Source organism: Candidatus Omnitrophota bacterium (assembly GCA_041650805.1).
Taxonomy (GTDB): domain Bacteria; phylum Omnitrophota; class Gorgyraeia; order 2-01-FULL-45-10; family 2-01-FULL-45-10; genus JBAZKM01.
This window is the reverse complement of sequence record JBAZKM010000005.1, coordinates 92,952-116,032: the sequence shown is the minus strand read 5'-3', so window position 1 is coordinate 116,032 and position 23,081 is coordinate 92,952. Positions and strand designations below refer to the sequence as shown.

The following is a 23,081-nucleotide window of genomic DNA, read 5'->3' as shown; positions in this document are numbered from 1 at the left end:
ATTATGCCGCTGTAAGGGCCTCTCTGGTGAGCCTGTTGTACTCTTCGATCCTGTCCGGATCCGCGCGCATAGAGACAGGCAGCTTAAGGACTATCCTTCTTATCGCTTTCAGTATATCTCCGGGATCTTCCGGGATAGCGAGCGCTTCCTCAAGTATCGCCTTATGCCTGTCGCTGATATAGCTTAATATAGGCCTGTATATATCGACATCTTCCCTCGAAAGGTCGTCCGGTATGCTGGCTGATGCGAGGGCGATATTTATCATGTCGGTGATTTTTAAAAGATATTTGTCTATCCCACCTTCCGGTATAGATACGTCTACATGCCCTTCTCCTTTAAAATCTTCACCCGAACAGTATACCGCGATAAGCGACTCTTCTGAGCCTTGCGCGCTCGAAAAAGGCCTTGATCTTATATTATCGGGCCTGGAAGCCCTGCGTTTCAGCAATTCTATATAGGTCTCTATCGTGTCCGCCTGTGAAGGCGTAAGCCGCGAGGTATCATATCTTATTTCGTAGATCCGGTCCTCATTGAGCTGCGCATAGATAAGGTCTGATAAGAGGAATGTTACCCAGGATATCTCTTCGGCGGCGTTTTTTGTATTCAGATCATCCGGTGCGGCCGCTCCGGTCCTGCCTAACATATCCGGCGGTGTCCTGAAAAGATGCTCTCTTATATACCGGGACCATTCTTCATCCGTATCGTTTGCATGTCCCGTTTGAAAAGACGGCAGTATGATGGTGACCAGAGAGTAGTACGATCTCCCCAACTGATACCGGTTTTGATCCAATAGATCGCGGAAACGGTCGATCCACTTTTCGTCGTTGATAAAATCATATACGGGTACGGCCTCGCGTACGATAGCCGCCTTGCCCGGCAGGCAATAATAGACTTTATAGCTGATATCCACTTCGCCCAGGTCGCTGCCGGTCCTCTCCCGTCCGGTCTCCTCAACATGCAGTATATTATAGCCGCTTGCTACAAGACGATCCGTTACTTTCCTGATATTACCGCAGGTCGCATGAGCCGTCTTATACTCGCCCGGGATGTTGATGACCTTCGTATGAAATCCGAGCAAGTTTATCTCCAACCACAAAAGATTTCTCAGTGTATCGGGTTCCTTTATAGCTTGCCGGGCGCGCGCAAAGGATTCCCTTAGCCGCGTATCGTCCAGTCCGTTATTCCTGGCCAATGTAAAAAGATAGGAAGCGACGCTTTCGATGCCGCCGGAGTAGACGAGTTCCGGCAGCGGTTCGAACATCCGGTTTGCGCTATCGTATATTTCGATATGCGCAGGGGGGCTCAATACCGCATCATTCAGGGACGCTTCCCAGTGGACACCCCCTTCCCTGTCGGTCCCGACCTCCCTGAATCCAAGCCTGCCGTACGCATCCTTTACAAGCCCATTCTTGCCTGTATACACATATTTACCTTCTAGATATTTAGTACCCTCGCTCCTCAGCCTATTTGCGACCTCGGCCATGAATGTCTCTTCGGCTGTAAGGCCTATGGCCCTGCAACTCATACAGAAAGTATCTACATACCACCTGTCTATCCTGTACCCTTTGTCGAAAGGCCGCGTGAGGATCATAACTCCGACTATACCGGCATTGCCGAACCTGTCGCTCAATTCCATCGTATACACCCTTTCGGCCAGGACGGCGGTGGTCACATTGGAATGCACCATCTCTTCGGTTCGCTTCCTGCCCGTAAGGTTGAACTGGTTCGTCCGCTCGATCAATTGAACTATCCGGGATACGAACGGCAGGTTCTCCTGCCCTTCCCTTATCACCACTTTCATGTCCAACGAGCGGTAATATTCTTCCATGGAAGCCGACGCGCTGCGCAGAGCATTCCTGCTCTGCATGGCCGCATACATCTCCGTTCTCCTCATATCTTCCGGCGTAACGGGTCTATCCTTTCCGAAAACATCAAGGCTCTTGATAAAAGAGGGATAGGCGTCTGGGAAAACCGGGATATCCGGCACAAGGACCTCCGGACGCATCTTTCTGACGAGGGCCCTCTCATGCGGAGTGTCATCCAGAAAGACCATACTGTCCGATCCTATATTCAGCTCCGCGGCGAGCTCCGAAATATTTGTCGCCTTATCGTTCCAATTGACCCTTATGGCTGCAAAATCGTCCGGCCGTAAAGGCATCTCGGGGTGCGCAGCAAAAGCCCCCAACACATCTTCTGGGTTATTTTTACTATTTAGCGCCAGGATGACCCCTCTCTCTTTCAGGGCCTTCACACGCCTCTGAAACTCAAGATGTGCCGGGCTTAAATTAATGCCGTCCGCGCCGTCCTCTCCCACCACTCCTCCCCATAAGACACCGTCACAGTCAAGGACGAGGCATTTTCTCGTCTTGGAGTCCGTTGTCTTTATGGCCGGTTCGTCATAGCTTATATTGTAAAATACAAATTGTGGTAGATTGTACCCGCCCTCGTAGTCCTCTTCGGTCCTGTCGGACTCGTCTATGGACACTATCCTGCATCCTTCGGCAACAAGCCTCCCTATCGTGGTGTGCAGGATATCGCAGGCTACCCGCACCGTATTTCTCCTGAAAGATCGCGCCTCATCGCCCTCGCCATTGAACAGCCCTAGGCGCAGGCATTCCTCTCTAAAAGAGGCGTCATCCATTCCATTCAATCTTCTCACCAGCTCCATCGTCTCTTTTCCGTCACCGTTCGATCCGGCCAATAAACGCCGCGCTATTGAAGAAGGCATGGGTCCCGCAACGGTCTGTTTAAGAACGATATCGTAGGAATAGACCGTTTCGTCCGGTCCATATGAAGGCGGTCCGGAGGATCTGTAACCCACCGAATTATATATTTTGCACCCCTGTTTTTCGTCTATCGGCGGATATCGCTTTCTTGCTTCCTCCATGTCTTCGTTCAGACAACCGCACTCTGTGGCACCGATCACGCTCTCGGCGGTGACCTCGCGGACTTCTATAAAATGGGCCAACGATCTCCTCTCCAATTTTATGATATCTGCCATATTGCGAAAATCCCGGAAGAACTCTTCGCCGAGCAATCGGTCGATATCCTCTTTAAAGCCAGCGTCTGAATACCCCATATCTGCCAGACGGCCGCATAAATTATCGACGCTCGCCGCAGTTATGTCCCCTATCCTGTTCCTGCGGCGTTCCGCCATTAAATTCGGGGCCAAGGATGATAAGAAGACCTCCCATGATATTTTGTCTTTATAATGCCGTATTATCTCCGGCGCGCGCGCAATGCAAAATGCCAGTTCCCGCTCGCCGGTAATAGCGCTAAAACGGTCTATCCACATCCGGGCTTCAGCGGAGATATCTTCATACGGCGGCGTCTCTTTCTTGAAGAGATCGAAGACCACGTCACTATGGTTGTATTCGCCATCCCAGACCGGGAACCTCAGGAGGGGCGGGTTCAGGTTGTTAACTATCCCGCATATGAGATGCGAGACGGAGAAATTTACCTTTTCCACGTAACACGGCCTCAATTTATACTTGATGCGATACTGCATATATATTTCCCGGCCGGATGAGTCCTCCCCTGTTTGTCCTCCCGTCTCAACTGTGTCGACGTCAAAATAACGGCTGAATTCGCTCTCTTCTTTAAAGTAAAGAGGGATATCCCTGACGCTACCGGGCACCTGGGAACAATTGGATAGTGCCGTATAGATACGACTGTCATAAATGACGTCATCCACTTCCATTCCGTACGACCTTCTATCCAGAAGCGCTGCGTTATTGGGTGAGGCCGCTAAATAAAATCTCATCCCCTTCCGCAACGCCTCTCTTATCTTACGGCCGCGGATCCCGGAGTCCCAGAATTCATCGGTGAATAAGTTGTGTTTATTGGCAATTATGACAGACGCTATAGCGCCGATAAAAACCGATTCGCTTTCAGGTATATCGCCATTATGCGCTACACCGTCTTCTGTGAGAACAAGCCATTCGAAGGCACTTGCAACGGTATGGTTTACATACGACTCCATGGGCAGATCGTTATTTTTACCGGGCGGGAAGTGCTTAAGGATAAGTTCTTTTATACCTCGATATCGATACTTATCGTCTTTGGCCGTTATCTGCATGATCGCCTCTATATCCTCATGGATAATGGCTCTCAATAATGCTGTGTCATCCCGAGCGACCTCTTTCGTCACGAGGTAATTGCCTGATGAGAGGAGAAGGCATGACGCATTGTTAGCCCTGAGCAGCCTTATCGCGTCTTCGGATTCGGCGTACCTGATCTTGGTCCTATGCAGCGCGGCAAGGATCTCCCGCTTGATGACAGGATTTTGCGAAGCGGGGAGTGTGGCAAGGCCATAACAGGCCGATTCCGTATAAAAAGAGGCCGAAATGCCCAGAGATATGGCGGTGACGAGTACTTTTCTAAATTTTAAATTAAAAAGCCAGGCTGAACTCGCCCGGCTTGCCCAAACAGATCCATTTCTTATCAGCTCTTTAAGCTTATATCTATGCACATATCTCATAATTTGTACTATAAGCTTATCATATAGGTTGAGTTAAAGCAACAGAAAGTGAGCTAACTTTTTTTGGTTTTACGGGAAGGTGGTCTTTTCTAAGTAGCCCCTGCGCCAAAGATGTGTCATTATCGGCTGAAGGGCGTCGATTTTTAAGCGGCGGCCGAATTCCTTCGGATATTTTCGCCGGTGAGCCGCGCAGGACTTAGACAAATCGCTCTGCGATTTGTCACTCCGAAAGGGAAAAAATGAGGTTTGAATTTTCTCTGAAAATTTAAACCTCAAAAGAGCCCTTTCGGAGCGAACCTATCGGCTGACGAGCGTCGATTTTTAAACGGCGGCCGAATTCCTTCGGATATTTTCGCCACAGAAGCCTACATAGAAAAAGCCCTCCAGTTTATCTGAAGGGCTTTTTCTAATGGTGAGCCGCGCAGGACTCGAACCTGCCACACCCACATTAAAAGTGTGGTGCTCTACCAGATGAGCTAGCGGCCCGCAAATTTTCTCCGAAAATTTGCGTTCTGAGAGCGAATAAATAAATTTCGATAAATCTCTGATTTATGAAATTTAAAAGAGTGCTCTCAGAACCTCCTCGCGGAGCAAAACTATCAACGTACTCGCCGGATGCTGGACAACCCTAAAGTAGCTACCCAGCGATCTCTTTCTCTTTCGCTTCGAGAAGATTATCTATCTCTTTGATGTGCTTGTCGGTCAGCTTCTGGATGTCGTCCTGCGCCTTGAACCTCTCGTCTTCCGTAGCGACCTTGTCCTTCTCGAGCTTCCTCGCGTGTTCTATGGCCACGTGCCGGGCCGTCCTTAAGGATACGCGTCCGTCTTCGGCTATCTTCTTCAGTATCTTGTCCAGCTCTGCGCGGCGCTCGTCGGTGAGCGGGGGTATCGATAGGCGTATCGACTTCCCGTCGTTGGTAGGCGTTATCCCTATATCCGACTTCATTATCGCCTTCTCAATATCGGCGAGCGACGATTTGTCCCATGGCTGTATCGCGATGAATTTGGCGTCGGGGACCGATATCGCGGCCAGCTGTTTCAGCGGCGTCGGCGCGCCGTAGTAGTCGACCTTTATCCCCTCGACGAGAGAGCTCGAGGCCCTCCCCGTCCTTATGGTGGAGAACTCCCGCTGTGTCGCCTCTATGGTCTTCTTCATCTTCATCTCGGTATCGTGGACGATCTCTTTTATAGTCATAAGCGCCTCACCCCTTTATTATCGTTCCTATCTTTTCGCCCGTCATGACCCTCTTTATATTCCCCTCTTTTTGGAGGTTAAATACGATTATCGGCAATTTATTGTCCATACAGAGGCTCGTCGCGGTAGCGTCCATGACCTTGAGCCCCTTCTTAAGGACATCGATGTATCGCAGGGTGTCGTACTTGCGGGCCTTCTTGTTCTTGACCGGATCGGACGAGTAGACACCGTCCACTTTCGTGGCCTTCAGGATGACGTCGGCCCCGATCTCGATGGCCCGGAGCGCCGCGGTGGTGTCGGTAGTAAAGTAAGGGTTGCCCGTGCCGCCGACGAAGATCACGACGCGGCCCTTCTCAAGATGCCTTATCGCCCGGCGCCTTATATAGGGCTCTGCCAGCTCTTCCATCGCTATGGCGGTCTGCACCCTCGTGAAGACGCCCGCGCTCTCCAGCGCGCCCTGCAGGGCGAGGCCGTTTATCACCGTCGCCAGCATGCCCATATAGTCGGCGCTTACCCTGTCGATGCCCCTGGAGGAGCCCGCTATGCCGCGGAATATATTACCGCCGCCGATGACTATGGTGATCTCGATACCGAGCGACTTCACCTCTTTTATCTGCCGCGCTATTGAGGCGATGACGTCATAATCGATGCCTGACCCGAGACGGCCCTGGAGCGCCTCTCCGCTCAACTTCAAAACGACTCTTTTAAAAGCCGCCTTCTTCATCTTCCCTATCCCCTATACCCTATACCCTATACCCTATACCCTGATAGTATATTCCTTCCCTAAACCCCGCCGCTACACCTCTTCCCCCACCTGGTATCTTACGAACCGGCGGATTATTATATTCTCGCCGATCTTGGCTATCATGGACGTGAGGATATCTTTTACCTTCAGGTTCTGGTCTTTTATGAAAGGCTGCTCCAGGAGGCAGACCTCCTCATAGAACTTGGTGAGCTTCCCTTCGACTATCTTCTGTATCGCGTTCTCGGGCTTCCCGACAACCTGCGCCTTTATTATGTCGGTCTCTTTCTTTATGGCCTCGGCAGGCACGTCCTCTTTCCTCACGTAAATAGGATTCGATGCCGCGACCTGCATGGCGACATCCTTCACGAACGTCTTGAAATCATCGTTCCTGGCGACGAAATCCGATTCGCAGTTCACCTCTACCAGCACGCCGATCTTCCCGCCGAGGTGTATATAGCTCTCCGAGCGCCCTTCCTTTGCCTGGCGCCCCGCCTTCTTCGATGCCAGCGTCACGCCCTGCTTCCTCAATACCTCTATCGCCTTATCTATATCGCCGTTCGACTCGCGCAGCGCCTTCTTGCAATCCACAATGCCGGCGTTCGTCTTCTCTCTCAGTTTCTTTATCGCGTCTAACATGTTACTCGCCTTTCTATTTCACTTTTTTCTTTTTCTTGATGGGGACGTCTTTCGGCGCGGCCTCATCCTCCTTCAGCTTCAGATCGCCTTCGACCAGCTCTTCGATCTTGGTATCCAGCACTTTGATCGGTTCGCCTTCCTCTTCGGCGGCTTCTCTTTCCGCCTCCGCCTTCGCGTCCTCTTCGCCCTTTACGAACGCCTCCTTACCCTCGATCACGCTGTCGGCCATTATGCTCGTGACGAGCTTTATCGACCTGATGGCATCGTCGTTCCCCGGGATGACGTAATTGATGACATCCGGATCGCAGTTCGTATCGACAAGCGCTACGACCGGTATATTCAGTTTCTTCGCCTCTTTGACGGCGATCTCTTCCTTTTTGGAGTCCACGATGAAGACCGCCCTGGGCAGTTTATCCATCGAGCGTATCCCCTCCAGGTTCTTTATGAGCTTGACCCCCTCTTTGTTGAGCTGGGACGCCTCTTTCTTCGAGAGTTTCGCCATCCTGCCGTCCTCTTTCATCTTCTCGAGTTCGCTCAGGCGCTTTAAGCTCTTCTTTATCGTCTGGAAATTGGTGAGCGTGCCGCCGAGCCAGCGCTGGTTGATGTAGAACATATCGCACCTGAGGGCCTCGTCCTTTATGATGTCCTGGGCCTGCTTCTTGGTGCCCACGAACAGGACGTTACCCCCGGACGATGAGACGCTCTTAAGGAAAGCGCACGCCTTTGCCACGGCATCTTTCGTCTTCTCCAGATCTATGATGTAGATACCGTTCTTCTCCCCGAATATGAACTTCTTCATCTTCGGGTTCCAGCGTTTGGTCTCATGACCGAAATGTACCCCTGCCTCCAATAATGTCTTGGTCAATGTAGAATCTACCATAGTTTTAAACCTTTCTTCCTTTCTCTTTCTGCGATTTTTGCATTCCCGATATAGGGCCTAATATTATATCAATAAGGTCCAAAATAGCAATACATTTTTCCTTCTAACTCAATACGCTGTCCCTGAACTGCATATTGTAAAGCCGCTTATACAGGCCGTCTTTCCCTATCAGGGAATCGTGGGAACCGGCCTCCACTATGCGCCCGCCGTCCATGACATATATCAACGTGGCGTGTTTTATCGTGCTGAGACGGTGCGCGATGACAAAGACGGTCCTGCCCTTCATCATCCTGTCTATCGCCTCCTGGACAAGGATCTCGGACTGGGTATCGAGCTGGGAGGTCGCCTCGTCAAGTATCAGGATGGGCGGGTCTTTGAATACGGCCCTGGCTATCGCTATGCGCTGCTTCTCGCCTCCGGAAAGGCGGAAACCGCGTTCGCCGATCATCGTGTCATAACCTTTGGGCATGGCCATTATGAACGAATGCGCGTTCGCTATCTGGGCGGCCTTCATTATGTCGCCTATCTTCCGGTTCTTGGAACCGTAGGCGATATTGGCCGCCACCGTATCATTAAAGAGTATCGTCTCCTGCGTCACTATGCCTATCTGGCCTCTCAGTGACCCGAAAGAGGCGTCCCTGACATCGATGCCGTCGATCAGCACGGCCCCTTTAGAGACATCGTAAAAACGCGGTATCAGGTTGACCAGGGTCGTCTTCCCTACGCCGCTCGGCCCTACGAAGGCGGCGATGTCGCCTACCTTGACCTCCAGGTTGATGCCTTTAAGGATATCCTTATCCTCATACCTGAAATATACGTCTTTTAAGATCACACTATCCCTTATCCTGCGGATCCCGACACTCCCCGGCTTCTCGGATACCGACGGGACCGTATCGAGCACTTCGAATATCCTTGCGGCTGCGGCCATCGCCTGCTGGTTTATGCTGTAGACGTTCGTAAGCCGTTTTATCGGCCTCATGATGGAGAGCAGGCTCGCCAGGAACGTTATAAAAGCGCCGGCGGAGAGCGATCCCGACAGGATCTCTTTGCCCGCTATCCAGAGGATCACCGCTATACATAACATACCTACGAATTCGGTTATGGGGCTCACCACCGTCATCCGTTTCACCGATTTCATGCAAAGCCGGTAAAACTGCTCGTTCTGCCTTTCGAACTTCTCCGCCTCATACCCCTCCATAGAGAACGCCTTCACGACGCGTATACCCGAGATCGTCTCGTGGAGCGTCGTTGTTATGTCGGCCATCTGTTCCTGCGATTGCCGGGATATGCTCTTGAGCCGCTTCCCTATCTTGACGACCGGGTATATGACAAGGAGGAAGAGGGATATGCTCACGAAGATGAGGACCCAGGATATCGAAAAGTATATCTTTATCGTGAAGAGAAGCCCCAGGTATATCAGGAGCTGTATCGGCTGGTATAGGAGGTCGGTGACGCCCGTCGAGATCGAATCGCGTATTATCGCGGCGTCGTAAGTGATGCGCGACATCAATTTCCCGGTCGGGTTCTTATAATAGAAGTCCATGCCCAGGGTGAGGACCTTCTTATAGATGATATTTTTGACGTCCTTTATGACGCGCTGGGAGACGTCGTTCATGAAGTACGTCTGGAGGAACTCGAAGAGGTTCTTCAGGAACCACAGGATCATGACTATGAGCGTCATGCGGTTCAGGAGGACCATCGGGGACATCGTGTTTGCCGCGTTGACCAGGTCCTGCACCACCGGCGGCAGGGTGACACCCGGAGGTATCAGTATCTTCTTCCCTGTGATGATATTGTCGACCAGGGGGATGATCATGCTCAGGGAGACCCCGCTGAACGCGGATGAGGCCACCATGCATACCCCGGCCAGCGCAAGCACCCAGGCGTGCGGCAACACAAATTTCAGCAATCTTATGTACTGTTTCATCTTTCTGTCCTGAGGATATAGATGCATATGTTAACACAGCGGCACCTCTTTGTCGAGGTAAATTTGTACCGGCAAAACGGCCCTTTTGAGAAATCTCTTGTAACCCGTTGCATCAAATGCTATAATCTTAACCTAATATATACCAATAGGAAGCATCTATGGAGAAGACGCACATAGGGGTCATAGGGGTGGGCCACCTCGGTTCCATACATACCAAGGTCTATTCCCGGCTCAAAGACGTAAAGCTTGTAGGGGTATGCGACTGTAACATCGAAAAGGCGCTGGAGGTGGGGAAAAAGTACCACACGGCGAGTTATAGCGATTACGAGGAGCTTTTCGGAAAGATAGACGCGGCGAGCATAGCCGTACCCACAAGCCTCCACTACAATATAGCCAAAGATTTCCTGCTGCACGATATCCACGTACTGATAGAGAAGCCGATAACCAAGACGCTCTCCGAAGCGGATGAGCTCATAGAAATAGCCAGAGACCGTAAGCTCATACTCCAGGTTGGCCACGTAGAGAGGTTCAATTCGGCCGTCCTTGCCATAGAGCCATACCTCGAAAAACCGAAATTCATAGAGTGCCAGCGGCTGGGCCCTTTTCATAAGAGGGTGAAAGACGTGGGCGTGGTCCTCGACCTGATGATCCACGACATAGACATAGTCCTGGGGCTGGTGAAGAAAGAGGTCGCCAACATAGAGGCGGTGGGATTGAGCACCATATCGGATTATGAGGACGTGACGAATGTCCGCCTCACGTTCGAAGACGGCACAGTGGCGGATATCACGGCCAGCCGCGTCACCAAGGACGTCGTGCGCAAGATAAGGATATTCCAGGAGGACTCTTACATCTCCCTCGATTACGTGAGCCAGGAAGCGGCGATATTCAGGAAGACCGAAGATAAGATAATCAAAGAGAAGATACGGATAAAGAAGAAAGAGCCGCTCAAGAAAGAGCTCAAATCATTCGTGGAATGCGTCAGGACAGGCAAACGCCCCGTCGTATCCGGCGTTGAAGGAAGGCGCGCCCTCCAGGTCGCGCTCGCAATAATAGAAAAGATAAAACCTGCCAAGTGACGATGGCATCCCCTAAAAAGATCCTGATAGTCGCCGGAGAACCCTCGGGGGATCTCCACGCCTCCAACCTGGTAAAAGACCTGAAGTCGCTCGACCCGTCTTTACGGTTCTTCGGGCTCGGGGGTAATCTCTCCAGGGAGGCCGGCGTCGATGTCGTATATGACATATCGAAACTTGCCCTCATAGGTCTCGTCGAGGTGATAAAGAACCTCTCTGCGGTGAAGGCCGCCCGATCGGCGGTCATCGGCAGGATAGGCCGCGAAAGGCCGGACCTTGCCATACTCGTCGACTATCCCGGTTTCAACCTGCGCCTTGCCCGTTATCTCAAAAAAAGGGGCATCCCTGTCGTCTACTACATAAGCCCCCAGGTATGGGCATGGGGCGCGGGCAGGATAAAGATAATAAAAGAGTGCGTCAGGAAGGTCGTCGTCTTCTTTAAATTCGAGGAGGAGCTGTACAGGAGGCACGGCATAGAAGCCGAGTGGGTGGGCCATCCGCTCATGGAGACGGTGAAGGCCACGCTCCCCAGGTCAGAAACGCTGAAAAGATACGGCCTTTCACAGGATAAGATGACCGTCGCCCTGCTGCCCGGTTCCAGGACGCTCGAAGTGACGGCGCTCCTGACGCCCATGCTTTCGGCGGCTGCCCTCATAAAGAACAGGGTGAAGAACGTGCAATTCGTCATCGCAAAGTTCAAAGACCTGCCCGCCGCCCTTTACAAAAATATAATGAAAGGGTCCGGCGTCGATATAGCGCTGGCGGAAGGCGACACGTATAACATAGTCGCCGCCGCGGACTTCGCGATAGTCGCCTCCGGGACCGCGACGCTGGAGACCGCGCTTCTGGGAAAGCCGTTCCTGCTCGTCTATAAAGTGAACTTCCTGACATATGTGGCAAGCCAGATAGTGTTGAGGACGCCTTTCCTGGGGCTTGCCAATATCATAGCCGGCAGGGAGATAGTCCCGGAGCTTCTCCAGTTCGATGTGACGCCGGAAAAGATAGCGGAGAGGGCCGTATCCATACTGGCCGATGACAAAAGAAGGGCGGGGATCGTATCCTCCCTCAGGTCCGTCGCCGCATCTCTCGGTACCCCGGGCGCCTCCGAGCGCGCCGCCCGCGCGATCTTTCCGCTCCTCCGTTAATGCCAAATAATATCCGCTCTTTTTCACTTGACAGTTGTCAAGTGATGTAGTATACTTGACAAGTGTCAAGTAGCATAAATCAAGGAGGAACATATGAAGAAAGGGTACAAGAGCCCTACGGAGGCCGCAAAGCTGCTCGGGATATCGCGCCAGGCGGTGGTCGAGAAGATACAGAAGGGGTCGATCAGGGCGTCCCGTGTCGGCAGGCAGTACATCATAGAGGAGGACGAATTGAAGCACCTTAAAAAGACCCATACAGGGAAAGATACCGATATAAGGAACATGCGTTCCGCTAAAGACGCGAAGGAGCGCATACTCAGGGCCGTAAAGGAACGCAACATACGCACGATACAGCTATGGTTCGTCGACATCCTGGGCATACTCAAGTGCGTATCTATCACCCAGCGCGACCTCGAGGAGGCGCTTTATCATGGCAAGGGGTTCGACGGTTCTTCGGTGACGGGTTTCGCCGAGGCGCAGGAGTCGGACATCATCGCGATGCCCGATGCCGCCACGTTCCAGATATTGCCGTGGGAAGAGTCGTCGGGAACGGTTGCGCGGTTATTCTGCGATATCCTCAACCCTGACAGGACGCCTTATGCCGGCGACTCAAGATACGTATTGAAGAGGGCCCTGGAACGCGCCGGGAAGCTGGGCTACACTTATTACATAGGGCCTGAGCTCGAGTATTTCTACTTCAAATCCGATAAGTCCCCCGAGGTCCTCGATGAAGGGACGTATTTTGAGCTGATACCGAATGACTTCGCCGACGTCATACGCAATAAGACGGTGAATATACTCGAGGATATGGGTATACCGATGGAGGCAAGCCATCATGAAGTGGCCCCGTCCCAGCACGAGATAGACCTTAAATACAGCGAGGCGCTGATAATGGCCGACAATATAATCACCGCGCGCTACTGCATAAAAGAGGTCGCCAAGGCCCATAATGTCTATGCCACTTTCATGCCGAAACCGATATACGGCGTCAACGGGAGCGGCATGCATACACATCAATCCCTCTTTAAAGGGGACAAGAACGCATTCTACGACAAGGACGATAAATACCATCTCTCCCTGACGGCGAAACAGTTCATCGCCGGGCAGTTAAGACACGCCCGGGAGTTAAGCGCGCTCACAGCGCAATGGGTCAACTCCTATAAGCGTCTGGTGGCCGGTTACGAGGCGCCGGTCTATGTATCGTGGGCGCAGAGGAACAGGACGGCGCTGATCAGGGTCCCTCTCTACAGGCCGGGTAACGAGAAGGCTACGAGGGCCGAATTGCGCTGCCCCGATCCGGCATGCAACCCATATCTCGCCTTTGCGGCCATCCTTACGGCGGGCCTTGAGGGGATAGAGAAGAAGTATAAGATACCGGACCCTGTTGAACCCAATATCTATAAGATGGAGATGTCGGAACGGCAGGAACGCGGGCTGATCGCGTTGCCGGGTAACCTGTCACAGGCAATAGCCGAAACGGAGAAGAGCGCCCTTTTGAAAGAGGCGCTCGGAGAGCATATCTTCACCAGGTTCCTGATCAATAAGAAGAGAGAGTGGGAAGAGTACAGGATCCACGTCACGAGCCACGAGGTGAAGAAGTACCTTCCGATATTGTAAGATCATCAGACTATGACGATGGAGATCCCTTTATCGTCGGCGAGTTTTACCGCATCTTCTCTGTCTAAGAGGAGGGTCTTACCTGCTTCCAGGGCGACGACGCTGCCTTTTGCGTCCGCCACCGCCTTTATCGTCTCTACCCCGACCAGGGGGACGTCAAGCCGCATATCCTGATCGGGACGGGCCATCTTAACTACGGTGAAACCGCCTCCGGTGAGCGCGCCTGCCCTTTTTATCGTCTCGTCCGTGCCTTCCGCCGCCTCAACCGTTATCACCGTCTTCTCCTTGATCACCGTCGTCTGGCCTATATCGAACCGTGACAGGGTGAGGGCCACCTCTTTCCCGTATTCGATATCCTTCTCTTCGGCGGCGGTGGGTCCTCTCCTTGTCAAAACACCCTTGACGGGTATAAGGTCTTTGAGATATGCGGCCGGACTTATCACCTGTATGCCTGCGACGGCAAGGGCTTTGGTCACCCCGTTCAGGATGGCGTAATCCTTCTTATCCCGGACGACGCCCACGACCTTCTTAGCATCGTCGTCCAATTTTTCCTCTTCCTTGAAGAGTATCTCTTTCTTTATCTTCCCGAGCATGACGATATCCTTGATGCGCTCCGTGACGAGCAGGAATATGGCCTTCTTGAGATCGCCCCACCTGACCCAGTGCATCTTCTCCACGTGGCGCTCAAGCTCGTCGGATGTGATCCCTTTTATGCCGAACCCTATGACGGTGTCGCCCCTGGCGCGGGCTATCTTTGAAAATACGACCGGAAGTTTTCCCTCTCCGGCGACTAGGCCTATGCGGGACATATGGTTATGCGGTTTCGTTTGGAGTGATAAAAGCGAACTTGAATTCGGCCTCCGTGACCACTGCGCCTTCCACCTTCGCGACGGCGCGGACCTGCATGATGCTCAACTTGGCCTTCATTATATTGACCTCTATGACCAGCTGGTCCCCGGGCACGACCGGCTTCCTGAATTTGGCGTTGTCTATGGTCAGGAAGTACGCGAGTTTACCGATATTATCTTTCATATTGAGGGCCGCTACGCCGCCGACCTGCGCCATCGCCTCCAAAATGAGGACACCCGGCATGATGGGATGGCCCGGGAAGTGGCCCTGGAAGAAAGGTTCATTTATGGTCACGTTCTTTATGCCTACTGCCCTCTCCGCGCTCACCTCGAGCACCCTGTCGACAAGAAGGAACGGATACCTGTGAGGCAGTATCTTTTGTATCATATTGATATCGATCGGCTTGCCTTTTATATCGAGTTCCGATTTTCCCATGTCATTCTCCTTCGCTTAACCTCTAACTCCCAACCCCTAACCCTTAACTATCTTTTTTAATTTTTTCACCATCTCCATATTCAACCGGTGCCCGGATTTTATAGCGACGACGTGGCCTTTAAGCGGCGCGCCCGCCAGACATAAGTCGCCGATGAGGTCCAGTATCTTATGTCTCACCGGCTCATCGGGGAACCTTAATGCATTCTTTATGGGGCCGCCCTTCCCCATCACGAGCGTATTGTCATAATCGGCCCCTTTGCCCAACCCCCTCTTCAGGAGCTCGAGCGCTTCCTCTTCCAGGCAGAATGTCCTCGCCGGGGCGATCTGGCCCTCGAACGCGGCCTCATCCACCGTTAAACTCAGGAACTGTGTGCCGAGAGCGGGGTGAGGATATGACATCGTATACGACACCCTGAACCCATCGCCGGGAAAGACGGCCAGGAATGCGTCTTTATCCGCGCACCATACGGGAGAGTCTAACGCGATCTCTCTTTTGGAGCTCTCCTGTTCGATCACTTTCGCTTTTTTAAGCGCGGCCAGGAAACCGGCGGCGCTTCCGTCAAGCCCGGGGAGCTCTGCGTTATCCGCTTCTGCTATTATATTGTCTATGCCGAGCCCGGCCAGCGCCGCAAGAAAATGTTCCGTCGTCTGGATCTCAAGAGGCCCTATGCCGAGGACGGTCCTGCGCTCCCTGGAGACCGACTCATCGAAATTGAACGATTGGATATTAAGGAGTGGTTTATTCGGGAGATCGACCCTTATAAAGTTTATTCCGCTTCCCGCGGGAGAGCCCTTCAGGGACAGTTTTACTTTAGCGCCGGTCTGAAGACCCACGCCCTCTATCTCGACGGGGTCTTTTATGGTCCTCTGCTTTGCCACTTCTCCGATCACCCCGGTCCTATTTATTTAAGCGTTTCAGGATCTCGGCGGTGACCTCGTACTGCTCTTTCCCGTAAAGAAGGATGCGGGAATCCACGATGAAGTCATAACCGGACTCTTTCGCGTAATCCTCTATGACCTTCTCCATGTCTTTTACAAGGGTGCCGAGCTTATCGTTTCTCTCTTTGATGAGCTCATCCCGCGCCTTCCTGTCAAATTCCTGCAGGTTCTTCACCTTCTCGTCTATGATCGTCTGCTTCTCCGCCTTGGCCTTCTCGGAAAGGAGCGCCTGCTCGTCCTTCAGCTTCCTCAATTCATCCACAAGCGTCTTCCTCTCGCCTTCCTTGACCTTCGTCTTCTCCTCCATGACCTTTTCGGCGTCTTTCGTCTTGTTATAGTCGGAGAAGACCTTCCCCATGTCCACATACGCTATCTTTAGCTCCGCAGCGCACGCGACCCGGGCCAGGCCCGATGTGAATGCCGCTATAGCGAAGAGAGCGACCGTTAACAAAACTATCCTCTTGCTCATGACCTTCCTCCTTTTTTCCTATTAAAATCCCCGGCTCATCTTGAAATAGAACTCGCCGGTCTTCTCATCTTCAAAATTCTTCACAAGCGGATAGCCGTAATCGAGGCTCACGGGGCCTATCGGTGTCTTGACCCTCACCCCTATGCCGATACCGTGCTTATATCCGCCGCCGACAATAAAATCTTCCGCCCGGCGCCACACATTTCCCACGTCATAGAATATGGCACCCTTCAGTACATTTTCGTAAATGGGGAATGTCACTTCCGCGTTCCCCACGACGATGGCCTCGCCTCCTATAGGATCGTTCGAACCGGGGTCCCTCGGGCCCACCTTTCTCTCCTTGTAGCCGCGTATTGTATTTGCGCCGCCGCCGAAGAACCGTTCATATATCGGTACCTCGTCGGAGTCGCCGTAAGCGTTCTCGAGCCCGGCCCTGCCTTTGAGCTCCAGGACGAACTTATCGAAGAAGGTGTGGTAATAAGCGGCTGTGGCGGTGCCTTTGACATAGTCCTTGTCGCCGAAAAATATACCGCCGGCATCTTCGATCGAGCCGTTGATCACGTACCCGCGGCCGGGGTTATATATGTTGTCCCTCGTATCTAACGTCAGCTGGAAAAGCATGCTCGAAAGCATATTGGTGCCCGATTCGTCCTTCAGGTCCTGGGACGCGTTCTCGACCACGTCCCCTATGTGGATCTGCTCCAGTTTGTACATCGCGTCGCCGCGCAGATACTCCGTGAACTCTTTACCGAGGCGCACGTCTCCGCCGGTCCGCTGCTCATCGTACGGCCATCCTATATCCAGCTCTTTCCTGTGGGACGTCTGGTAGAAATCGAGCCCCAGAGAGACGGGGTATCCCAGGATCCACGGTTCGGTCCAGCTCACGTCATAATTGGCCCTCGTCATACCGATCTCCGCCTTCACCGTCATGCTCTGCCCCGCGCCGGTGAATGTGGGAAAGTTCAATATATCGAAATTTCTCTGTGAGACCTCCACAAAACCGAGCAGCTGGTCGACGGAACTGTAACCGCCTCCGAACGAGAACTCCCCGGTCTTCCCTTCCTTTACGCTCACCACGAGATCCTGCGTCTCCGGGTTGCTCGTCGGCTCCGCGTCGAACCCTATATCCTCGAATATGCCCAGGTTATAGAGCCGCTCCTTCGAACGGCGTATCTTTTCACCGTCGAACTTATCTCCGGGATAGAGCCTCAGTTCTCTCCTGACCACGATATCTTTGGTCTTGGTGTTGCCCCGCACCTCCACCTTGCCCACGTAGACGAGCTCTTTGGCGTCTATGATATAAGTGACGTCTATGTCGCCTGTGGCGGCGTTGAGGTTCTTGTCGATATCTATGGAGGCGTTCATATACCCGTAATGGTAATAATGCTGCCTCACCGCGACCACGTCGCCTCTCAGGGTCTTATTCGAGAACGGCATGCCGGATCTAAGCTTCATCTTTGAAACGATATCGCTCTCAGGCAGCACGAGATTTCCTTTGACGGCTACGTTGCCCGCCTTGTACTGTTTCCCCTCCCTGACCTCTATGGTTATGTAGAGGAGCTTGCCGTCCTCACTGTATTCCATCCTGGGGACCGCTTCGACATCGAGAAAACCTTCGTCATCATAAACGGATTTTATCTTCTCCAGGTCCTCCTGGAACAGGTCATCTTTGAAGACGCCGCTGTTGAAAAGCCATGCCGGTTTGGTCGCCAGGAACTTCACTATCCTGCCCGTCTTCACCGCCTTGTTGCCTGTGATCGTTATCTTGGCCACCTTAACGCGCGACTTTTCGTCGACAGTGACCGTGACAGTGGCCTTATTGACGGCCTCGTCCACATCGACCGAGTACTTGACATCTATCGACGGGTACCCTTTCTTCACATAAAAATCCTTTATATCGACCATATCCTGGGCAAGAAGGACCTGGTTCAGCATCTCGTTGGGCTTTGTCTTCATCAGGGACTTGAGCTTCGTATCCCTCACCGCGCGGTTACCCTCGAAGATGATATCGCCCACCACCGATTTTTCCTTTACGATGAAAGTGACCGCGATGCCTTTCTCATGGTCCTCGACATCTATGGATACATCGGTAAAATATTCCGTCGCATAAAGCCGCCTGAGGTCATCGTTAAGGGATTCGTTATTGAAGAGGTCTCCCACCTTCGCCTTCACCTTGGAGATGATCGTCTCCTTGCTTATCGCCTTATTCCCTTTAACGCGGAGGTCCGTTATCGTCTTCCCTTCGCTGTCGCCCTGGGCAGAGGCATCCATTGTGACCGTAACGTTCACCGCCAGGGCGGTCAGGACGGAGAGGGCTGCCGCGATCAATATCTTCTTCATAGTTTAGACGCGCTCCATATCGACATCCACAAATTCCTCGCCGCGGGAGGGCGCGAGGTTCTCGAATCTCATATATTCCCCGACGAAAGCGAGCATCATGCTGCCCACCGGGCCGTTCCTCTGTTTCGCTATTATGACCTCCGCCTGGCCCTTGTTCTCGTCCGTAGGGTTATAGTACTCTTCCCTGAGCAATAATATGACAAGGTCCGCGTCCTGTTCTATGGCCCCCGATTCCCGGAGGTCGGAAAGCTGGGGCCTGTGGTCGGAGCGCTGTTCTACCGCCCTGGAGAGCTGGCTTATCGCTATGAGCGAGACGTTGAGCTCCCTGGCCAGCGACTTCAAAGAACGCGATATCTCCGATATCTCCTGCTGCCTGCTCTCCGCCCTGGCAGGACCCTGCATCAGCTGGAGATAGTCCAGGACTATGAGCTGTATGTCATGCTGCGCCTTCAGGCGCCGCGCCTTTGCGCGGAGCTCAAGCACAGTTATGCCGGGAGAATCGTCTATATAGATGGGTGCTTCGGATAATTTTCCGGCGGCGCTGACGAGGCGCGGCCAGTCCGCCTGGGAGAGGAACCCCGTCCTGACCTTGTGGGCATCGACCCGCGCGTGAGAGCAGAGCATCCTCTGGACGAGCTGCTCCTTGGACATTTCGAGGCTGAAGAACGCGACCGGTATCTTCTCCACGACGGCAACATGTTCCGCTATGGAGGAGGCCAGCGCGCTCTTGCCCATAGAAGGCCGTCCCGCGACGACTATCAGGTCGGACATCTGGAGCCCCGCCGTCTTTATATCGAGGTCCCTGAAACCCGTGGCCAGGCCCGTTATATTCTCTTTCCTCTGGTAAAGGTTATCTATAGTTTCGATCGATCCCTTGATGACCTCGCGCAGCGAAGAGACGCGCGATTCCACCTTTTTGGAAGATATATCGAAGATGAGCTGCTCCGCCTTGTCGACAAGCTCGTCTATATCCTGGGTCGTGTCATAGCACTCCGTGACTATCTGCGTTGATGTATTTATGAGGTGCCGGAGTATCATCTTCTCTTTCACTATCTTTGCGTAGTGGACGATATTCGCCGCGGTGGGGACGGCCGACGCGAGGTTGGCGATATACGCCGGCCCGCCGGCCTCGTCGAGAGTCCCGGCCTTCTTAAGCTCTTCTACCAGAGTTACGATATCTACGGCCTTGTTCTCTTCGAAGAGTTTGATTATGGCGGAGTATATCTTTTTGTGGGAGTCCCTGTAGAAATATGAGGCGTCTAAAAACTCTATTGCCTGGGAGATGGCATTATGGTCCAGGAGCATCGAACCCAGGACGGCCGTCTCCGCATCCAGGCTCTGAGGCGGTATCTTTTCGATCATTTCCTGTGATGGCATGGAGGACTATGCGCGCGTTATGAAAATTACTGCTTTACTATCCACACCCGCAGATTTGCCTTCACTTCAGGGTGTACCTTTACGATAACCTGATAGACGCCGAGCTTCTTGATCGGTTCGTCGAGGATTATATCTTTCTTGTCTATGACGATATGCTCCGCGTTCAGGGCATTCGCTATGGCGTCGGTGGTCACCGAGCCGAAAAGTTTATCTTCCTCACCTGCCGCGGCGCCTATGGTCAACGAAAGGCCGGAGATCTTGTCGGCAAGCGCCTTCATCTCTTCCATCTTCTTGCGTTCCACTTCGGCCGCTTTCTTCTTCAGCGTCTCCAGCAGTTTCATGTTGCCGGGAGTGGCCTCCTTGGCCTTCTTTTTGGGTATGAGGAAATTCCTCGCATACCCTTCCTTGACCGTGACCACATCACCCATCTTCCCCAGGCGATCTATATCTTCGACCAGTATCACTTTCATCGTATTTATCCTTTATTATTCCGCGACGAACGGCAGGAGGCTCGCGATGCGGGCCTTCTTTACGGCGCGGGCAAGCTGCCTCTGGTGCTTCGCGCAGCTCCCCGAGATCCTAGACGGTATGATCTTCCCGCGCTCAGTTATGAATTTCTGGAACCTGCCGTAGTCGAGATAGTCAAGCTTCTCCACCTTCTCTATGCAGAATTTACACGGCTTTCTCCTGAAGACCCTCTTCTTTCCGGGTTCGCGCTTTTTTGGTTTATCTTTATCTCTACCGAATCTTGGTGGCATATGGTTCTCCTCGTATTAAAATGGGACTTCGCTGTCTGATGCGGGTGCGGCCGGCTTACCTGTGCCTGCCTGGTCACCGGATACGGGCGGCTCCTCGCTCAGGTCTATGGTGGCCACTTCTTCGGTGGCGGCCGCATCTTTAGCTGCCGCGCTCCCCTGGCGGTCTCCGCCTCTCAGGAACTGGATATTATCGGCTACAACCTCGATGGTGCTGCGCTTCTGGCCGTCCGGCGTCTCCCACGCCCTCGATTGAAGACGCCCTTCCACGAAGACCGGGCTTCCCTTGGAAAGATATTCACCGGAGACCTCCGCCCTGCGGCCCCATACCACGACCCTTATAAATGACGTCTGTTCCTTCTTTTCGCCGGCCGGCGTCGTGTAGAACCTGTTGACCGCTATGGTGAACGTAGCCACTGCCGTGCCGCTCGGCACATATCTCAACTCCGGGTCCCTTGTCAGATTTCCTATCAGGAGCACTTTATTAAGGTTGGCCATTATCGCCTCGTTATCAGGGTCCTCAGTATGGACTGGTTCAATTTATAAGCGGCGTCGAGTTTCGCTACGGATTCGGCCGGGGCGTTAAAGTCGACTTTATAATAGTACCCCTCTTTTGACTTCTTCACCGGATAGGCGAGCGGGCGCCTGCCCCAATTCTCTTCTTTTTTGACGGTGCCGGAATTCTTAACGATGACCTCCGTAATGGTCTTACAGAGGCCTTTCGTATCCTCTTCGGAAATATCCGGCTTCAGTATGAACAGGGCTTCATAATCATTCATTTTGTTTCATCCTTTTTTTCCCGCCTTCGCAGCTCCTGTGATCCAAAGAAGATTTGCTTCGTCGGGGTAATGTATTTATTTTTATAATATTAACACACTATATAACCTAATGCAACCATAATCTGATCCGCTGTTTCAGGACGTCCCGGCCTTTTTCTTATTGAACTCCGCCATGGCGCTCTCTATGCCCTCCTCTATCCAGCAGACGGCGGCATCCCTGGCGAGCGTAATGGCATGGGCGGCATTCCTCATCTCGTGTCTTTTGAACGGGGTCAGGACATAATTCGTTATATCCCCTTTATGGACATCGGTCGCTATGCCGACCCTCAGGCGGGCGAAGTCATCCCTGGCCAGTTCGCGTATGATCGACTCAAGCCCCTTATGCCCCCCGGATGACCCCTTCTTCCGCAGCCTTACCCTGCCGAGCTTCAGGTTTATATCGTCGCATACGACCAGGAGGTCCTTTATATCTTTCATCTCATTCATAAAGATATCCTTGACCGCCTGCCCGGAAAGGTTCATATACGTCTGCGGGAAGACGAAGATGACATCCTCGCCGGAGACCTTCCCCTTGCCTATAAGCGACGAATAGGCGTTCTTGTTTATACGTATGCTATTCTCGGCCGCTATCTTTTTGATGACGTTCGCGCCGACATTATGCTTGGTGGACCTGTATCTCAGGTCCGGGTTCCCCAGCCCTATTATGCACTTCACTTATCCTGCTCCTTCTTTGCCTCTTTTGCCGGCTTCTCGGCCTCCTTGGCCGCTTCCTCTTCGCCCTCTTCCTTCTCCTTCTTCTCCCTGATCAGCTCCGGCTCTTTGGACTCTTCCGCTATCTCTTCTTTCGGCGCCTCTACCTTGGGAGGTTTAACGATGAAAGCGATAAGCTCGGGGTCATTCAGTATCTTCACTCCCTCCGGCACCTTTATGCCCTTCACCAGGATGGAATCGCCTATATTCATATTAGATACGTCGACCTCGATCTTCTCCGGGATATCCGCGGGGAGACATTCCACCTGCACCTCCCACATGATGTGCTCGAGGATACCGCCGTCTTTCTTGACACCGGAGGCCTCGCCGTGCGCCGCCAGCGGTATATTCACCTTGAGCATCTCGGTAAGGGAGATCTCGTTAAAATCGACGTGCAGGATCCCGTCCTTTATGGGATCCCGCTGGATCTCTTTTATTATCACGGTCTTCTCTTTATGCTTATCGGGACCGGATATGTTCAATGTGATGATGACGTTCTCGCCGGCACTGGTGTGGATGACCTCATCGAGATCTCTTATCGTCACCTGCAGTTTCATGGCGTCTTTGCCGCCCTTATAGACTACGGCCGGGATGCTGCCCTTCGCGCGCAGATCTTTCGCTGTCCTCTTCCCCGCGCCTTCCCGCACTTCCGCTTTAAGTATGACTTTCTCCATATTCGACTCTTCC

21 protein-coding genes and 1 tRNA gene are annotated in these 23,081 nt (G+C 52.8%); 3 read left to right on the top strand and 19 right to left on the bottom strand.

Annotated features, from left to right (window positions below; genetic code table 11):
• Position 1: 1 nt before the first annotated feature.
• The 7 genes from WC515_04955 to WC515_04925 form a co-directional block, all read right to left on the bottom strand.
• Positions 2-4,471, bottom strand: a complete 4,470-nt coding sequence (locus WC515_04955) for an HAD-IIIC family phosphatase (GenBank protein MFA5146702.1) — start codon at positions 4,469-4,471, stop codon at positions 2-4.
• Positions 4,472-4,890: 419 nt separating this feature from the next.
• Positions 4,891-4,966 (bottom strand) — tRNA-Lys (locus WC515_04950).
• Between the two features lie 151 nt (positions 4,967-5,117).
• Entirely contained in the window at positions 5,118-5,675 is a 558-nt protein-coding gene (frr, locus tag WC515_04945) for a ribosome recycling factor (GenBank protein ID MFA5146701.1), read from the bottom strand.
• A 7-nt stretch (positions 5,676-5,682) separates the two neighbouring features.
• On the bottom strand, positions 5,683-6,399 hold the full coding sequence (gene pyrH / locus WC515_04940; GenBank protein ID MFA5146700.1) for a UMP kinase: 717 nt from the start codon (positions 6,397-6,399) through the stop codon (positions 5,683-5,685).
• A gap of 72 nt (positions 6,400-6,471) precedes the next feature.
• Positions 6,472-7,056, bottom strand: a complete 585-nt coding sequence (gene tsf, locus WC515_04935; protein ID MFA5146699.1) for a translation elongation factor Ts — start codon at positions 7,054-7,056, stop codon at positions 6,472-6,474.
• A gap of 13 nt (positions 7,057-7,069) precedes the next feature.
• Positions 7,070-7,936, bottom strand: coding sequence for a 30S ribosomal protein S2 (rpsB, locus tag WC515_04930; GenBank protein MFA5146698.1), 867 nt, complete (start codon positions 7,934-7,936; stop codon positions 7,070-7,072).
• Between the two features lie 103 nt (positions 7,937-8,039).
• On the bottom strand, positions 8,040-9,863 hold the full coding sequence (locus WC515_04925) for an ABC transporter transmembrane domain-containing protein (GenBank protein ID MFA5146697.1): 1,824 nt from the start codon (positions 9,861-9,863) through the stop codon (positions 8,040-8,042).
• A 158-nt stretch (positions 9,864-10,021) separates the two neighbouring features.
• Between WC515_04925 and WC515_04920 the strand changes: the two genes are divergently transcribed.
• The 3 genes from WC515_04920 to WC515_04910 all read left to right on the top strand — a co-directional run bounded on the left by WC515_04920 (position 10,022) and on the right by WC515_04910 (position 13,701).
• Entirely contained in the window at positions 10,022-10,942 is a 921-nt protein-coding gene (locus tag WC515_04920; protein ID MFA5146696.1) for a Gfo/Idh/MocA family oxidoreductase, read from the top strand.
• 2 nt (positions 10,943-10,944) lie between these two features.
• Positions 10,945-12,084: a lipid-A-disaccharide synthase gene (gene lpxB, locus WC515_04915; GenBank protein ID MFA5146695.1), complete on the top strand. Its 1,140-nt coding sequence runs from the start codon at positions 10,945-10,947 to the stop codon at positions 12,082-12,084.
• Between the two features lie 93 nt (positions 12,085-12,177).
• A complete protein-coding gene (locus WC515_04910) occupies positions 12,178-13,701 on the top strand; it encodes a glutamine synthetase beta-grasp domain-containing protein (GenBank protein ID MFA5146694.1) in 1,524 nt (507 codons plus the stop codon).
• Between the two features lie 5 nt (positions 13,702-13,706).
• Here the strand turns inward: WC515_04910 and lpxI are convergent, their stop codons facing one another.
• The 12 genes from lpxI to WC515_04850 all read right to left on the bottom strand — a co-directional run bounded on the left by lpxI (position 13,707) and on the right by WC515_04850 (position 23,068).
• The gene (gene lpxI, locus WC515_04905) at positions 13,707-14,510 is read right to left on the bottom strand and encodes a UDP-2,3-diacylglucosamine diphosphatase LpxI (GenBank protein MFA5146693.1); all 804 of its coding nucleotides are present in this window, start codon (positions 14,508-14,510) and stop codon (positions 13,707-13,709) included.
• Positions 14,511-14,514: 4 nt separating this feature from the next.
• The gene (fabZ, locus tag WC515_04900) at positions 14,515-14,985 is read right to left on the bottom strand and encodes a 3-hydroxyacyl-ACP dehydratase FabZ (protein MFA5146692.1); all 471 of its coding nucleotides are present in this window, start codon (positions 14,983-14,985) and stop codon (positions 14,515-14,517) included.
• A gap of 36 nt (positions 14,986-15,021) precedes the next feature.
• Entirely contained in the window at positions 15,022-15,876 is an 855-nt protein-coding gene (gene lpxC, locus WC515_04895; protein ID MFA5146691.1) for a UDP-3-O-acyl-N-acetylglucosamine deacetylase, read from the bottom strand.
• 7 nt (positions 15,877-15,883) lie between these two features.
• Positions 15,884-16,393 carry an OmpH family outer membrane protein gene (locus WC515_04890; GenBank protein ID MFA5146690.1) on the bottom strand — a complete coding sequence of 170 codons (510 nt, stop codon included), beginning with the start codon at positions 16,391-16,393 and terminating at the stop codon, positions 15,884-15,886.
• Between the two features lie 21 nt (positions 16,394-16,414).
• Positions 16,415-18,733 (bottom strand): outer membrane protein assembly factor BamA, encoded by a 2,319-nt coding sequence (bamA, locus tag WC515_04885; GenBank protein MFA5146689.1) that lies wholly within the window; start codon positions 18,731-18,733, stop codon positions 16,415-16,417.
• 3 nt (positions 18,734-18,736) lie between these two features.
• Complete coding sequence (dnaB, locus tag WC515_04880) at positions 18,737-20,095, bottom strand: replicative DNA helicase (GenBank protein ID MFA5146688.1); 1,359 nt, start codon at positions 20,093-20,095, stop codon at positions 18,737-18,739.
• A 41-nt stretch (positions 20,096-20,136) separates the two neighbouring features.
• Positions 20,137-20,580 (bottom strand): 50S ribosomal protein L9, encoded by a 444-nt coding sequence (rplI, locus tag WC515_04875; protein ID MFA5146687.1) that lies wholly within the window; start codon positions 20,578-20,580, stop codon positions 20,137-20,139.
• Positions 20,581-20,595: 15 nt separating this feature from the next.
• The gene (gene rpsR / locus WC515_04870) at positions 20,596-20,868 is read right to left on the bottom strand and encodes a 30S ribosomal protein S18 (GenBank protein ID MFA5146686.1); all 273 of its coding nucleotides are present in this window, start codon (positions 20,866-20,868) and stop codon (positions 20,596-20,598) included.
• A gap of 15 nt (positions 20,869-20,883) precedes the next feature.
• A complete protein-coding gene (locus WC515_04865) occupies positions 20,884-21,363 on the bottom strand; it encodes a single-stranded DNA-binding protein (protein MFA5146685.1) in 480 nt (159 codons plus the stop codon).
• Entirely contained in the window at positions 21,363-21,644 is a 282-nt protein-coding gene (gene rpsF, locus WC515_04860; protein ID MFA5146684.1) for a 30S ribosomal protein S6, read from the bottom strand. Before rpsF ends, WC515_04865 begins: the two co-directional genes overlap by 1 nt.
• Positions 21,645-21,779: 135 nt before the next feature.
• Positions 21,780-22,358, bottom strand: coding sequence for an aminoacyl-tRNA hydrolase (pth, locus tag WC515_04855; protein ID MFA5146683.1), 579 nt, complete (start codon positions 22,356-22,358; stop codon positions 21,780-21,782).
• Positions 22,355-23,068, bottom strand: a complete 714-nt coding sequence (locus tag WC515_04850) for a 50S ribosomal protein L25 (GenBank protein MFA5146682.1) — start codon at positions 23,066-23,068, stop codon at positions 22,355-22,357. The genes pth and WC515_04850 overlap by 4 nt, the downstream gene beginning before the upstream one ends.
• Between the last annotated feature and the right edge of the window lie 13 nt (positions 23,069-23,081).